7 protein-coding genes and 2 pseudogenes are annotated in these 13,781 nt (G+C 64.6%); 6 read left to right on the top strand and 3 right to left on the bottom strand.

All coding sequences use genetic code 11. The features are described 5' to 3' along the window. The first annotated feature begins 124 nt into the window (after positions 1-124). From ppsA to QFZ70_RS13175, 4 genes and pseudogenes are all read left to right on the top strand, one after another. Positions 125-2,543, top strand: a pseudogene (gene ppsA, locus QFZ70_RS13190) (phosphoenolpyruvate synthase). A gap of 170 nt (positions 2,544-2,713) precedes the next feature. Beyond that, the gene (locus QFZ70_RS13185; protein ID WP_307096205.1) at positions 2,714-3,034 is read left to right on the top strand and encodes a GYD domain-containing protein; all 321 of its coding nucleotides are present in this window, start codon (positions 2,714-2,716) and stop codon (positions 3,032-3,034) included. 88 nt (positions 3,035-3,122) lie between these two features. Continuing rightward, entirely contained in the window at positions 3,123-4,637 is a 1,515-nt protein-coding gene (locus tag QFZ70_RS13180) for an MFS transporter (RefSeq protein ID WP_307096202.1), read from the top strand. 560 nt (positions 4,638-5,197) lie between these two features. Next, a complete protein-coding gene (locus tag QFZ70_RS13175) occupies positions 5,198-5,965 on the top strand; it encodes a type 1 glutamine amidotransferase domain-containing protein (protein ID WP_307096201.1) in 768 nt (255 codons plus the stop codon). Positions 5,966-6,416: 451 nt separating this feature from the next. Here the strand turns inward: QFZ70_RS13175 and QFZ70_RS13170 are convergent, their stop codons facing one another. The 3 genes from QFZ70_RS13170 to QFZ70_RS13160 form a co-directional block, all read right to left on the bottom strand. Next, positions 6,417-8,084 (bottom strand): hypothetical protein, encoded by a 1,668-nt coding sequence (locus tag QFZ70_RS13170; RefSeq protein WP_307096199.1) that lies wholly within the window; start codon positions 8,082-8,084, stop codon positions 6,417-6,419. A 727-nt stretch (positions 8,085-8,811) separates the two neighbouring features. Next, positions 8,812-10,470, bottom strand: coding sequence for a thiamine pyrophosphate-binding protein (locus QFZ70_RS13165; RefSeq protein ID WP_307096197.1), 1,659 nt, complete (start codon positions 10,468-10,470; stop codon positions 8,812-8,814). Positions 10,471-10,590: 120 nt separating this feature from the next. Then, positions 10,591-11,094 carry an Lrp/AsnC family transcriptional regulator gene (locus QFZ70_RS13160; protein ID WP_307096195.1) on the bottom strand — a complete coding sequence of 168 codons (504 nt, stop codon included), beginning with the start codon at positions 11,092-11,094 and terminating at the stop codon, positions 10,591-10,593. 93 nt (positions 11,095-11,187) lie between these two features. On the opposite strand from QFZ70_RS13160, the pseudogene hisC reads away from it, so the two are divergent. Both hisC and QFZ70_RS13150 read left to right on the top strand, forming a co-directional pair. Beyond that, positions 11,188-12,284 (top strand): annotated as a pseudogene (gene hisC / locus QFZ70_RS13155) (histidinol-phosphate transaminase). Positions 12,285-12,337: 53 nt separating this feature from the next. Beyond that, complete coding sequence (locus tag QFZ70_RS13150) at positions 12,338-13,750, top strand: amino acid permease (RefSeq protein WP_307096193.1); 1,413 nt, start codon at positions 12,338-12,340, stop codon at positions 13,748-13,750. Positions 13,751-13,781: the final 31 nt, after the last annotated feature.

The raw sequence follows: 13,781 nt of genomic DNA, 5'->3' as shown, positions 1-13,781 counted from the left end.
ATGTGGCGCACATCATGTGGCGGCCCTCTCAACGGCCTGCCAATGTGGAGGAGACTTTTGCCCTCAACCGGCCACCGCCGGGAGCAGGGCCTTGGCACATATCCCCTGCGAAGGAGCAGTAACTATGGCAACAGACATCCTGTGGTTCTCCGAACTTGGACTCAAGGACCTGGACCGGGTGGGCGGCAAGAACGCCTCCCTGGGTGAGATGGTTCAAAACCTGACCTCGGCCGGGGTCCAGGTGCCGGACGGGTTCGCCACCACTGCCGATGCCTACCGCAACTTTCTCGCCGAGTCCGGGCTGGACCAGCAGATCGCCGACCGCCTGGTGGGCCTGGATACCGACGACGTCACCGCCCTGGCTGCTGCCGGGCAGGACATCCGGTCCCTGGTGCGCCAGACGCCCTTCCTTCCGGACTTTGAGCAGCAGCTCCGCGACGCCTACACGCAGCTGGTGGAGAAGCACGGCGGCTCCGATGATCTGTCCTGGGCCGTCCGGTCCAGCGCGACGGCAGAAGACCTCCCCGATGCCTCCTTCGCCGGCCAGCAGGAAACCTTCCTCAATGTCCGGGGGATCGAGAACATCCTGGTCGCAATCAAGGACGTGTTCGCGTCGCTCTACAACGACCGCGCCATCGCCTACCGGGTGCACCACAAGTTCGAACACGCGGACGTGGCACTCTCCGCGGGCATCCAGCGGATGGTGCGCTCCGACGTCGGGGCCTCCGGCGTGATGTTCACCATGGACACCGAGTCCGGCTTCCAGGACGCCGTGTTCGTCACCTCCTCCTACGGCCTGGGCGAGGCAGTGGTCCAGGGTGCCGTGAACCCGGACGAGTTCTACGTCTACAAGCCGGCGCTGCAGGCCGGCCGTCCCGCGATCCTCAAGCGCGGACTGGGGGAGAAGGCCCTGCAGATGACCTACACCGCCAGCCAGGAAATCGGCCGCACCATCGACTTCGTCCCGGTGGAGGCCTCCCTGCGGAACCGCTTCAGCCTCAGCGACGAGGATGTGGAGCAGCTGGCCCGGCACGCCGTGGCCATCGAGAACCACTACGGCCGGCCCATGGACATCGAGTGGGGCAAGGACGGGATCGACGGCGGCCTGTACATCCTGCAGGCACGCCCGGAAACGGTGCAGTCCCGCCGCGCCCCCGGCACCCAGACCCGCTTCCGCCTCAGCGAAACCGGCCCGGTCCTGGCGGAGGGCCGCGCGATCGGCCAGCGCATCGGCGCCGGCAGCGTCCGCATCCTCACCGCCATCGACCAGATGGCCGCCTTCCAGACCGGCGACGTCCTCGTGGCGGACATGACGGACCCGGACTGGGAACCGATCATGAAGCGCGCCTCCGCGATCGTGACCAACCGCGGCGGACGGACCTGCCACGCAGCCATCATCGCGCGGGAACTGGGGATCCCCGCCGTCGTCGGTACAGGCCAGGCCACTGACATCCTGTCCGACGGGCTGGACGTCACCGTCTCCTGCGCCGACGGTGAGACCGGCGTCATCTACAAGGGCCTGCTGGACTTCACGGTGGAGGACACCGGGATCACCAAGATGCCCGATGCGCCCGTGAAGGTGATGATGAACGTGGGCACCCCGGAGCAGGCGTTCACCTTCGCCCAGCTGCCCAACCACGGCGTGGGGCTGGCACGGCTCGAGTTCATCATCAACCGACAGATCGGCATCCACCCCAAGGCGCTGCTGAACCTGGACAGCCAGCCGGAAGACGTGCAGGCGAAGATCCGGGAGCGGATCGCCGCCCTACAGCAGCCCGCGCGAGTACTACATCAAGCGCCTTGCCGAGGGCGTGGCCACCATCGCCGCCGCGTTCGCGCCGGAACCGGTGATTGTGCGCATGTCCGACTTCAAGTCCAACGAGTACGCCAACCTCATCGGCGGTCCCGCCTACGAGCCGCACGAGGAAAACCCGATGCTCGGCTTCCGCGGCGCCTCCCGCTACCTCGAGCCGTCCTTCCGGGACTGCTTCGACCTGGAGTGCGAGGCCCTGTCCTTCGTCCGCAACGAGATGGGCCTGACCAACGTCAAGCTCATGATCCCGTTCGTGCGGACGCTGGACGAGGCCCGTGGCGTGATCGAGCTGCTCGCCGAGAACGGGCTGCGCCGCGGCGAGAACGGCCTTGAGGTGATCATGATGTGCGAGCTTCCGTCCAACGCGCTGCTCGCCGACGAGTTCCTGGACTACTTCGACGGGTTCTCCATCGGCTCCAACGACATGACCCAGCTTGCCCTGGGTCTGGACCGGGACTCGGCCATTGTGTCCGCCGGTTTCGACGAACGCGATCCCGCCGTCAAGAAGCTCCTCAGCATGGCCATCAAGGCCTGCCGGGAACGCGGCAAGTACGTGGGCATCTGCGGTCAGGGCCCCAGCGACCACCCGGACCTCGCCGAGTGGCTGGTGGAGCAGGGCATCGAGTCCGTCTCCCTGAACCCGGACACCGTGGTGGACACCTGGCTGCGACTCGCGGACGTAGCGGCGGGCACTTCCGCTGAGGGCGCCGCTTTGGTGGAGGCGCGCTGACCCCGCCAAGCTGAAGCCGCGTGCCGCCGTCGGAAATTCCCGACGGCGGCACGCGGCTTTAAAGGGGTGCGCGCAGCATGGGTATCACGGCATATTGACCGGCCGTGGCCGGAGGCATAGTTTCTGCGGTAACGGGGTCAGCCGCCCCGTGTCCACGGAAGGAAAAGACCATGCCGAAGTATCTGTTTGAAGCAACGTACGTAGGCCAGGGCATCAAGGGGCTTATGCAGGAAGGCGGCACCAGGCGGCGCGATGCCCTGGCGGAGGCGTTGAAGTCCGTCGGCGGAACGCTGGAAAGCTTCTACTACGCCTTTGGTTACTACGACGTCCTGGGCGTTTTTGAGGCGCCGGACGATGCAAGCGCCGCAGCACTGTCGCTGCTGATCAATTCGTCGGGGAGCGTCAACGTCCGCCTGAAGCCGCTCCTCACCGTGGAGGACATCGACGAGGCCGCCAAGAAGACGCCGTCCTACCGTGCGCCGGGGCAGTAGGGAACGTTGGCACAGTGGCGGGCGCCCGCCGTCGTACATTTCGACGGCGCGTGCCCAGACTGGAGATTGAGGTGGCGGTGAGCGGGCTATGACAGAGCACAAAGGGCAGAAGCGGCGGCTGCAGGTATCGGACGTCAACGTGGTCAACCGCCGGACGCTGAAGAAGGCGCTGGGCGGGACCATCGTGGGTAACACGATGGAGTGGTACGACGTGGGGGTGTTCGGCTACCTCATCACCACCATGGGGCCGGTGTTCCTGCCCGAGGCGGACAGGGCGGTGCAGAACCTGTTCCTGCTGGGGACGTTCGGCGCCACATTTATCGCCCGGCCGCTGGGCGGCATCTTCTTCGGCTGGTTGGGCGACAAGATCGGCCGCCAGAAGGTGCTGGCCATGACGCTGATGCTTATGGCGATAGCGACGTTCGCCGTCGGCCTGCTTCCCGGGTACGCGGTGCTGGGCATCTGGGCGGCGGTGCTGCTGGTGGTCCTCAAGCTGGTTCAGGGCTTTTCCACCGGCGGTGAATACTCGGGAGCCACGACGTTTGTGTGCGAGCATTCACCGGACCGGCGCCGTGGTTTTTACGTCAGTTTCCTGGACATGGGCAGCTACCTTGGCTTTGCGGCGGGCGGTCTGGTGGTGTCCGTCCTGCAGCTGACGCTGGGCCAGGAGCAGATGGAGGCGTGGGGCTGGCGGATCCCGTTCCTGGTGGCCGGGCCGCTGGGTGCCGTGGCCGTCTACTTCCGGATGAAGATCGAGGAGTCGGCAGCCTTCAAGGCCACTATGGAAGCCGAAGCCGTGGCCGCCAAGCATCCCGAAACGGGGGAGGAGCTCCGGCCCGTGGGCCCGATCGGGATCCTGAAGGCGCACTGGCGGCCGATCGTGCTGGCCATGATCCTGGCGGCGGCCGCCAACACCGTGGCCTACGCCCTGACCTCCTACATGCCCACCTACCTGACCAGCAACAAGGGGTACAGCGAGGTGGACGGGACGCTGCTGACCATCCCGGTCCTGGTGGCCATGGCGTTGTGCATCCCCTTCACCGGGCTTCTCGCGGACCGGATCGGCCGCCGCCGGGTGTTGTGGATCGGGGCCTTCAGCACAGTGGTGTTTGCGGTTCCGGCGTTCCTGGCGATAGCGGTGGGCAGCGTCCCCATGACTTTGCTGGGCCTGGCCTTGATTGCCTTCCCGGTGGCTTTTTCGGTGCCGAACCTGGCATCGGCGCTGCCGGCGCTGTTCCCCACCGAGCACCGCTACTCCGCCATGGGCATCGCCTACAACCTGGCGGTGGCTATCTTCGGCGGAACGGCCCCGTTCATCATCGCGGCCCTGATCGGGCTGACCGGCGACGACATGGCGATTGCGTACTACCTCATTACAGTGGCCGCGATCGCCGCCGTGGCCATCCGGTTCCTGCCCGAATCGGCCGGGCGGCACTTGCCCGGGTCCATGCCCAGCGTGGACTCGGAGGAAGCGGCGCGGAAGCTGGTGGAGACGCAGGACAACAACCCGCTGCTGGACGTGGACTCGCTGCCGTTCGAGGAGAGCTTTGAGATCGCGCGGGCGGAGCACAAGCCCGGGCCGGGGAAGCCGACGGTGATGTGAGTAAGGACGTACGACGGCGGCCCGCTGGCTTTGGGTTGCGGGCTGGCACGGGTGGCCCTACTCGAAGTTTTGTGAGTCCTGCCGGGCTGCAAGGAGGGCGAGATCGTAAATCAGCCGCTGAACTTCACGCTCGCGGCCGCTGGTCCTGGCGGGTGCCTGTGAGGCGGTGGGTCCTTTGCCTGGCGGAGCAGGAAGGGGCCGGCGGACCGCTGGCGCTGCCGCGGATTTCGCTTTAAGGCCCGCAGATGGGTTCCCTGGGCGTACAGGCCCCACGGCCCTGGCTCCATTGCGGCCACTGTCCTCCGACACTTCAGTGATCATCAAGAACGTCCCCTTCGTCAAGCTTGTGGAATCACCTTAGAAAGCAGCAACGCCATGTGGAAGGGCTTTTATCCATCGAGAGGATTATTTGCGCCATTCTTGAGGGTTCCTTGAAGGTTCTGCCGCTTGACCTGCGCATACTTCCAACATGCGCGCGTTCGATGATTCATTCGCATTTCAATGGAACGGGCTGTAATTGGCCTGCGCGTAGGGTAGGAGGTGGACGAAAGGAGCACTTCATGAAGAAAATCCTCATGGTACTGACCAGCGTTTCCGAGATCGGCGATACGGGAGAGAAGACCGGCTACAACGTGGCCGAGGCTGCCCATCCCTGGAAGGTGTTCAGGGATTCCGGACATTTCGTCGACTTTGCGTCCATTCAGGGCGGCCAGCCCCCGCGCGACGAGGTGGATACGAAAGATCCCATCCAGGTTGCCTTCACGGAGGATGAGACCACGCGCGCCGGCCTTTACAACACTGCCCGCGTCGACGTCGTTGATCCCCACCAGTACGACGCCGTTTACCTCGTGGGCGGCCACGGCACCATGTGGGACTTTCCCGACAGTGAGGGCTTGCAGAACCTCGTAGCCAGCGTCTACAACGCGGGCGGCCTGGTGGGAGCGGTCTGCCACGGACCGGCCGGCCTGCTGAACGTGGAATTGGAGAACGGGCTTCGCCTCGTCGAGGGCCGGAAGGTGGCCGCCTTTACCAATGACGAGGAGGTTGCTGCAGGCAAGGACAAGGTCATCCCGTTCTTCCTGGCAGACCGGCTGGAGGAGCAGGGCGCAACCCACGTCTCCGCCGATGTCTTTGAGGAAAAGGTTGTGGTTGACGACCGGCTGGTGACCGGCCAAAACCCGGCGTCAGCTGCCGGTGTGGCCAAAGAGATGGAGAAGCTCTTCGCAGCGGTCATCCACCAGGAAAAAGCCGAGGAACAGCACGACGCGGAGGCTCTGCGTGCCGAGAAGGACGCTATCAAGGCGGCTGCCGTGGAAGCGGAGCAGTAACCCGGCAGGGCACTGAAACTGACGGCCACCCCGGTACCGGGGCGGCCGTCAGTTGTTGTCCATGCGGGGCTAATGAGTGCAGCTTAGGCTTGGCCTATGTCTACTGATGATGAGAAGGACCCTCCCGTGCCCGCTGACGTTGAGGGTAAAATCCCGAAAAAGGTTCACGACAAACCGGGTGCAGATGATTGTGAGGCTCGGGCCGATGAACCTGATGACTAACTAATCGCCCTGCAGAAAAGCGCGACTTCGACCTTGGGCGGCGGTGCTCCGATGAGCGATCCTACGCAAAGTGACCGACGTTAGGCAGCCGGGGCCGTCGTTGTCAGCCCCTACGGCTGGACAGGACGCCCTGCCTGGTTGAGTTCCTTCCCCGGCAGCGGTTAGCTACCCCGCGACGTCGACCGCTGCCGCGACCGCGAACGCAAGAGTATTCAGGAAACGGGGCAGCTTATCGCACCGTCTCCGACTGTGGGAAGGCCCTTGAGCCCGCTTGGTGCTGTTCGGCCATTTCTTGCGGACTTGAGGTTGCGTGAACATCTTCACCTGCACCCCGCTCAAAAGTTCGGTGGTGGGGCCAACAAGTCCAAATTAAAGGAACGAAGTGGAGGGCGGCGATCCAGAAGGCCATCGGCGTACCCATCAGCAGCACAACCTGTGCTGAAAGACAGAGCGCCATCACGCTTACGGGTTTTGCAATCTGCGAACCGCGGACAAACAGGAGAGCGCTGAACGTGAGCGTAAAGAAGGCACCAGTACCCGCTGGGACCGCCGACGCAAGCGAGGCCGCCTCCGCCGGTGCCGCCCAGGACTCCCATGTGCCTTGATATGGCGTTATGAGAGATCCGGCTTGGGGAACTGCAAACACCAGCAGAACGAGGGCTCGCCGCCAACTCTTGCGGGCACGGCGCGCACGGCCACTCTTGGCGAGGAATGCCTCCTCTGACGTTGGCCCTAATGCTGAATTTCGGAAGAGCAGGTGTCGTGCATACACCAATGAGAGCGAAGAAATGACGCAAAAGGCGACGAAGTTGATGGCGCTGGCTATTGCAAGTCTGGGGCTAGCGAATGAGAGATTCAGTACCAGGGAAAGTCCAAATAACCATTGGAAGGGTCGGAGGACCCAAAGCTGCTGTCTGTGTTCGTAGTCGGCATCGAGAATATCGATAGATGGTGCAGGATGTCGGCGCGCAAAGTTATCAATTTGCCGCGCAATTACTGGCATCACCGAAACCCGATTTTGTAAGTACGAGGTGTGGTCGAGCATGAGCCGGCCCGTCTGCTCTATGCGCACAACACGAGTGGGGAGCCCCATAACCTCAAGGGGTTTGGAAACCAGATCGCGGTTGGCACTTAGGTCCCGCCCCTCCACGTTGGCGCGTGTGCGTTCCATAATGGCCCGGCCCGTTGGAACCACCACTAGCACGATCAGCAGATAAAGGAGACCGTTGTACAAGGCGATCGGTAGGAGGATTTCGATAGGTGGGATAAGTTGCGGCTCCGTCAAAGATACGATCGCCCCTCGAAAATTGTCGTCCGCGAATAGCCTCGTTTGATCGGCAAGGGCCCGGTATGTAGTGTCGACCCTAAAGGCGTCTGCGAGGGGCCATGCCCAGAGGTTTTGCACTACCGCACTGACTGCTGTCCCCATCCAGATCAACCCGCGTAGTGCCAATTGGCTTGGCGCAAGCAGAAGGCCGAAGAACAATAAGAACATGGTTAGGGCAGCACCGATTGCGGTCAGCCAAATCAGCATAGGATGACTTCGCGCCTCGTAGAGAGTCGCAAGGATTGCTTGTCCACTACCGAGTGTAATAAGGCTCTGGTTCTTACGCGGTTTTGTTTGATTGCGGACCATCTCGGTAAGAATTGAGCCGCCCTGGGAGTGACCGACCAATATTGTCGCATCGGCGTTCGCCCGAGCGACTCGTCGCTCGCAATCCTTGATTACGGTCTCCCTAAATGTTTCATCGGAGCACCACGCCAAGGCATCGCTTGCAAGCTTGACCTTCCCGGAGACCATCAATGCAACCATGGCCATCACACCTGCGAGGATTATCAGCACTGAGCGTAGGACAAGGATAGCGATCCAAATGCTGACCAGCGGAATCAAGACCATAAGTAATAGATATGCGAGGAATGCCACGACTGCCTTGCGGCGGGTGCCCAAGCCTTCAAACCACTTGAGAACACGCTGCGCCCTAGCGAAGGGCATTATGAGATAAAGCAGGCTTAGAGCTAACGTTGCCCGAAAGACCCACCAGGAAACTCGAAAGCGCGATACTCGTGGGACTCTGTCGCGCCAGTGGAGGGCATCAATAGTAAGGTTCACGCGGCTTGCGCCGGGAACCGCCTGCATGTGTCGATGACCGATGGGCGCCCCGTGGGGGCACCCAGTCTGGCACGTGGTTGCCTCCCAGTCTCCTCCCAGCACATCGTTTATCGCGCCGGTCAACATGGGCAACGTGCGGCTGACGTAGCTGATTTCGGGATCAGCCCCAATTCCGTGGACGTAGAGGAGGTATATGTTTCGCTGGCGCGTGGGAGCGCTTCTCACTGTATTGTGCGGAGCCGGAGTGGATAACAGCTCTCCTTCAGCACTGGAGCGCTTAGAGGCGGCTGCTCCGGGGGGAACCGCACGTCGCCGTCGGACCATTCTTGATACTCCGTTCCCTGAACAATGAGGATTACACTTTCTCGCTTCGTTACCTCCCCTACTATGCTGGCTCGTCCCGTTCGGGGGCTTATAGACGCATAGTTTTGTTTGTATCGCTTGCTTTGTGACTTCATCTCGCCACCGACTGGAAGGCCAACTGATGGTCTCGCGGGAACAATAGCCCGAGTGTTTAGCCCACTACGGCCGCCTTCGCTGCCTGCGAGGACGCCATCCACTCGCTCAGCCACGGGGCCCGGACGGTGGACGTGATCCGGCAGTCGGCAACGAAGGTTCCCGTGGCGCCGGCGTCGATCCAGTCTTGAAGCGCGGCGAGATCTGACAGGGAACGGATGATCGCGGACTCGGCACCGAGCGCGCGGGCAATGCCGCTGAAGTCCACCTCGGGAATCAGCATCGGTTTTTCTGTCAGGCCCCGGGAACTGTACTGGTGAATCTCGGCCCCGTAGGCGGCATCGTTGTAGATCACGACGACGGCGCTGCTCGCCGCACCGATCAGCGATTCGAGGTCGGACAGGCCCATCAGGAAACCACCGTCGCCGGAGGCCAGCACCAGGGTGCGGCCGTCCTCCAGCGCGCGGGCTGCCCCGACGGCGCTCGCCAGTCCCAGGCCGATGGACTGGAAGGCGGTCCCCACCATCACCAGGTCCTGCGGCCGGGGGATGTTCCAGTACATGGGTGCCCAGCCGATGAAGTGCCCGCCGTCCTGGACCACCGTGCGGCGCTCGGGCAGCACGGCATCCAATGCCGTGGCGAGAGAACGCGGGTCCAGCCTGCCGTCAATGGTTTCGTCGGACCCTGGGTGGTGAGCCGGTCCTTCCGCCACGCGCTTGCGGGCTTCCGCGCGCCACGCTTCTCCCGAATGTCCGCCGTCCAGCATCCGGAGGAGGCGCCCCGCCGCGGACTTGGCGTCCGCGCGGACGAACAGGTCCACCCGGGCATTCGTGGGCTGCAGGGCGGTGTCGATCTGGATGACGGTGCTGTCCGGGCTGAGCAGGTGCCCGAAGCGCATGGTGAAGGGGCTCAGGCTCGCCCCGGCCACAAGGACCACGTCGGCCTCGCCCATGAGCTCGGCCGCGGTGTCAGTGCCGAAACCGCCCGCCACGCCCAGATACCCCTCGCCATTGAGGAGGTTGAGCGCGAGGGCGGTTCCGGCGGTCAATGCGCCGAGCCGGTCGGCGAGTTCGCGGAGCTCCGGGCCGGCTCCGGCGAGGTGCGCACCGCGGCCGGCGAGGATCAGCGGCCGCCTGGCCTCGGCGATAAGGCGGGCCACGTGTCCAAGATCAGTGCCGCCGTCGTCCGCCACCTTTGCAGCCAGGGGCGAGGAAAGTTCCTCGTCCTCAGCCTCGAGGGCCGCGAGGTCGTAGGGAATGGCAATCACGACGGCGGTCCGCTGGGTGAGTGCGTACTCCACCGCCTGCCGGGTGATGGAGCCGGCGGCGTCGCGGGTGACAGTGAAGGTGGCCGCGCCCAGGCCGGTGGCGATGGCCGCTTGGTCCACGTCCTGGGGCCGGGCACCGCTGGTCGGAGCGTCTCCGGTGACCAGCACCACCGGGATCTGCGCCTGGACCGCCTCGGCCAGGGCCGTGAGCGCGTTGGTGTAGCCGGGTCCATACGTGGTCGTGCCCGCTGCGAGACGTCCGGACGTGCGGTAGTAGGCGTCGGCCGCAGCGATGGCGGCGCCCTCGTGCCGGACGGGGGAGAAGCGGAGGCCCAGCTTTTCGGCGGCGTCCAGGAAGTAGACGTTTCCGTTGCCCATAACGCCGAAGACATCGCTGAGGTAGCTGCTGAGAACCTGTGCCACACGGCCTGAGACGGTAAGTGAAGTCATGCAGGAATCGTGTGGCCTGCGTCTCACGTTTGCAATACCGCTCGATACTGCTGGGACTTTTGGCAGTAGAAGAAGCAGCAAGTGACAATCTGCCCAAGATGCGGCCGGCGTAACCTGTTTCTAGTCGGAGGGGCGGCCTTCCTGCTCGGACAGGCGGCTGATGAGCCCGTCGTACCGGGGCGGCATGAGTTCCATGACGGAGATGGCGGTGCTGGTCCGCTGGATCCCGTCGATTTCCAGGATCTGGTTGGTGATGCGGTAAAGGTCGGCGGTGCCGCGGGCCACCACCTTGGCCATGAGGTCCGCGTCGCCGGTGGTGGCGTGCACCTCGATGACTTCCGGGATCGCTGCGAGGCCGCTCTCCACGGAGCCGAACCGCGTCTGGCTGATTTCCAGGGAGAGGAAGGCCATGAGCTCATAGCCGAGCGCTGCGGGGTCCAGCCGCCGGCTGAAGGAGCGGAGCGCGCCGCTGCGCTCCAGCCGTGCCAGCCGGGCATGGACGGTGTTGCGTGCGACGCCGAGTGTCCGGGAAAGTGCCAGGGCGCTGGCTTCGGGGTCCTTGTCGAGGGCCAGGATGATCCGGCCGTCGAGCGAATCGAGGGTGCGCGCATTCGTTATGGTCATATTTTCACCAGAGCTACTAAAAGTTGAGCAGAAGTCCCAAGCACAAAAGAGTATCTTGCTATGTGGGCCGGGTCACAACCATGATCGGTGCCCATGACCCCTGAGCAACTCCTGACAAGGCCGGACACCGCGCTGCCCACCCTTCGCGGCGCCGTGGCCGGGCTTCCGTCCTACGTCCCGGGCCGCCGGGGTGCCGGCGCGGACATCGCGGCCCTCGCCAGCAACGAAAGCCATTACGAGCCGCTGCCCGCTGCCGCCGCTGCGGTGGCCGAGGCGGCCGGCACCATGAACCGCTACCCGGACAGCGCCGCCGTCGAACTCCGCGAACGGCTTGCCCTGCACTTGGGCGTCACTGCGGGGGAGGTCGCGGTGGGGCCCGGCAGCGTGGGCGTCCTGCAGCAGATCATCACCGGGCTGTGCGACGCCGGGGATGAGGTGGTCTTCGCGTGGCGCTCCTTCGAGGCGTACCCCATTCTGGTGGAGCTGGCGGGCGCCCAGCCGGTCCGCATTCCGCTGGACCACTTGGAGGGCCACGACCTTGATGCGATGGCCGCGGCCGTCACCGAGCGTACGAAGGTGATCCTGCTCTGCTCTCCCAACAATCCCACGGGCGTCCCGATCAGCCACGAACGCATCGAGGCCTTCCTGCGCGCTGTTCGCTCCGACATCCTCGTGGTGATCGACGAGGCCTACGTGGAGTACGCCGAAGCAGGCAGCGGGCCCGATTCCTTGGAGCTCTACCGCCGGTACCCGAACTCTGCATTCTGCGCACCTTCTCCAAGGCGTACGGACTCGCCGGCCTGCGCGTGGGATATGCGGTCGCGGCGCCGGCCATTGCTGAGGGGCTGCGCCGGGCCGCTTTGCCCTTCTCGGTGAGCGGGCTGGCCCAGAAGGCTGCCGTCGCGTCGCTGGACGCGGGGGAGGAGATGGAGTCGCGGGTCGCCGTCGTGAAGCAGGAGCGCGCACGGATGGCCGCGCAGCTGGCAGCCCAGGGCTGGAACCTGCAGCCGAGCCAGGGCAATTTCCTGTGGATCCGCGCCGACGAGGAGCTCCGGGCGCGGCTCGTGGAGGCGTTCGACGGCGCGGGCATCCTGGTCCGGGCGTACCAGGGCGACGGCGTGCGGATCACCGTTGCCGATGCCGCCTCCAACGACCGCGTGCTCCGGCTCCTCGAAGCCCACACAGCCTGACCATTCTCTGATCCCTTATTACTCCGTTCCACCTACTATCTAGAGGAATCCCCATGGAACAACAGACAAAGACGTCTGCGCGCGCGCTCGGCGCGGCCCTTAAACCTCGGCAGCTCACCATGATGGGGCTCGGAAGCGCCATCGGCGCGGGCCTGTTCATCGGCTCCGGCGCGGGCATTCAGGCGGCCGGCCCGGCGGTGCTGATTTCCTACCTCGTGGCCGGCACCCTCATCATCCTGGTGATGTGGGCCCTCGGCGAGATGGCCGCGGCCAACCCGGACAGCGGTGCCTTCTCCGTCTACACCGCCAAGGCTTATGGGCCGGTGGCCGGTGCCACCGTGGGCTGGCTGTGGTGGATTCAGCTGGTGGTGGTCATCGCGGCCGAGGCGCTCGGCGCGGCAGGCCTGCTGGCCACCATCTTCCCGGCCCTTCCGGTGTGGCTGATGGCCTTCGTGTTCATCGTGGTGCTCACCGCCGTGAACCTGACGAGCGTGAAGAACTTCGGCGAGTTCGAGTTCTGGTTTGCACTGCTCAAGGTGGCAGCAATCGTCGCGTTCCTGGCTGCGGGCGCTGCCCTGCTCTTCGGCTGGCTCCCGGGCGTCCAGTCGCCGGGCCTGTCGAACTTCATGGGTGACGGCTTCGCGCCGAGCGGTTTCGCTGGTATTGCCACGGCGCTCTTCGTGGTGGCGTTTGCGTTCGGCGGCACCGAGATTGTGTCCGTGGCGGCGGCTGAGACAGCTGATCCGGCCCGGAGCGTGAAGAAAGCAGTCCGCACGGTGCTGTGGCGCATCCTGGTGTTCTACATCGGCGCCATCTTCATCATCGCGGCTGTGGTCCCGGTTGGTTCGGAGGGGCTGAAGAGCCCGTTCGCCGCGGTGCTGGACGCCGCCGGCATGCCCGGTGCGGCCACGGCCATCACCCTGGTCGCCGTCGCGGCACTGCTCTCCGCGCTCAACGCCAACCTTTACGGTGCCTCCCGGATGGCGTACTCCCTCGCCGAGCGGGGCGAAGCACCACGGTTGCTTGCCTCCGTATCCAAAGCCCGGGTTCCGGTGGTTGCAGTCCTGGCCAGCGTTGCCTTCGGCGTTGTCACCGTTGTGCTGGAGCTGGCGTTCCCCGAGATGGTCCTTGGCGTCCTGCTGAACATTGTGGGTTCGACCTGCCTGCTGGTGTGGACGTCCGCACTGCTCGCGCAGCTCGCGCTGCGCTTCCGTGCCGACCGCGAGGGGACAGAGCTTCCCCTGAGGATGCCTGGCTTCCCGTGGCTCACGTGCTTTGGCCTGCTGATCCTCGCGGCGATCTTCACGGTGGGCTTCATTGGCGAGGATTCCCGTCCCCAGCTCCTGAGCACCTTCGGACTCGTGGCGCTGCTGGCGGTGGCCAACTGGCTGAACCACCGAGGCGGGAAGGTGGCGGGCCACGTTGAAACTTCGGACCGTGACAAGCAGCCGGTGCTCATCGACTGACGCAGGTGCTGCCAGCCACTTCATGAATTCT

The organism is Arthrobacter sp. V1I9 (assembly GCF_030817075.1).
Lineage (GTDB): Bacteria > Actinomycetota > Actinomycetes > Actinomycetales > Micrococcaceae > Arthrobacter.
This window is presented reverse-complemented; position numbering and strand designations above follow the sequence as displayed.

Coding starts and splice junctions, on each gene's coding strand:
- QFZ70_RS13185 (WP_307096205.1), top strand. CDS start 2,714: ATGCCGAAGTATCTGTTTGAAGCAACGTACGTAGGCCAGGGCATCAAG.
- QFZ70_RS13180 (WP_307096202.1), top strand. CDS start 3,123: ATGACAGAGCACAAAGGGCAGAAGCGGCGGCTGCAGGTATCGGACGTC.
- QFZ70_RS13175 (WP_307096201.1), top strand. CDS start 5,198: ATGAAGAAAATCCTCATGGTACTGACCAGCGTTTCCGAGATCGGCGAT.
- QFZ70_RS13170 (WP_307096199.1), bottom strand. CDS start 8,084: ATGGTCTTGATTCCGCTGGTCAGCATTTGGATCGCTATCCTTGTCCTA.
- QFZ70_RS13165 (WP_307096197.1), bottom strand. CDS start 10,470: ATGACTTCACTTACCGTCTCAGGCCGTGTGGCACAGGTTCTCAGCAGC.
- QFZ70_RS13160 (WP_307096195.1), bottom strand. CDS start 11,094: ATGACCATAACGAATGCGCGCACCCTCGATTCGCTCGACGGCCGGATC.
- QFZ70_RS13150 (WP_307096193.1), top strand. CDS start 12,338: ATGGAACAACAGACAAAGACGTCTGCGCGCGCGCTCGGCGCGGCCCTT.